This window comes from Syntrophomonas sp. UBA1041, assembly GCF_002316705.1.
GTDB lineage: Bacteria > Bacillota > Syntrophomonadia > Syntrophomonadales > Syntrophomonadaceae > DTU019.
Window position 1 is genome coordinate 62892 of sequence record NZ_DCEA01000066.1, and the last position, 234, is coordinate 63125.

At 50.9% G+C, this 234-nt stretch carries 1 protein-coding gene; it reads right to left on the reverse strand.

Going from position 1 to position 234, the window contains the following annotated elements; all coding sequences use genetic code 11:
• Positions 1-234 (reverse strand): FtsX-like permease family protein (locus tag B2633_RS09905; RefSeq protein ID WP_483170468.1); only part of this gene is annotated, 234 nt, incomplete at both ends.

A 234-nucleotide genomic window follows, 5' to 3' on the forward strand; every position in this document is an offset into this window, starting at 1 on the left:
CACTGGAAATATAGAAAACTGCCAGCCAGCGCCCGGTGGGAAGCCCGATGAGCAATCCCGGCACTGCCTGTATCAGTGTATCTTTCAACATCAAGCCGGATACCTCAGTGTGGGTAAATCCCAGGGTCAGCAATGAGGCCAGCTCTTTCTTGCGTTCATTGTAACTCATGACGATGGAGTTATAAATGATGGCCAGGCCCAGGATCAGGGAGAAAAAGATCATGATCCCCACGA